This window comes from Ideonella azotifigens (genome assembly GCF_006519715.1).
GTDB lineage: Bacteria > Pseudomonadota > Gammaproteobacteria > Burkholderiales > Burkholderiaceae_C > Ideonella > Ideonella azotifigens.
Genome location: NZ_VIDT01001212.1, coordinates 1 through 395, shown reverse-complemented (window position 1 = coordinate 395; position 395 = coordinate 1). Strand labels below are relative to the sequence as shown.

1 protein-coding gene is annotated in these 395 nt (G+C 69.4%); it reads left to right on the top strand.

Annotation, left to right across the window (positions count from 1 at the left end; all coding sequences use genetic code 11):
• Window positions 1–391, top strand: a 391-nt coding sequence (locus tag FKP22_RS31655; protein WP_375140646.1) for a transposase, incomplete at its 5' end; no start/stop codon positions are given.
• Window positions 392–395 lie beyond the last annotated feature (4 nt).

Below are 395 nucleotides of genomic sequence, written 5' to 3'. Positions count from 1 at the left end.
CAAGCCCACCACCGCCATCGTGGACCTGGGCTACCGCGGTGTGGACAAGGAGTTGGCGCCGGTGGAGGTGATCCACCGAGGCAAGTTCAAGTCGCTCAGTCCAAAGCAGAGAACCTGGCTGAAGCGGCGCCAGGCCATCGAGCCGCTGATCGGCCACACCAAGGCCGACCACCGCATGGACCGGTGCTGGCTCAAGGGCGCGCAGGGCGACGCGCTGCATGCGGTGCTGTGCGCGGCGGGCTTCAACATCCGCTGGCTGCCGCGGGCCATAGCCCGACTGGGCCTCGGCGGCCTTCTGTTGGCCCTGACCGCGCTGGCGCTGTATGCGGCGGCCATGGCCAGCCTGCTGCGTCACCCGCGTTCCGGCTTCGATGCCCCGTCTGCAACGTGACCGC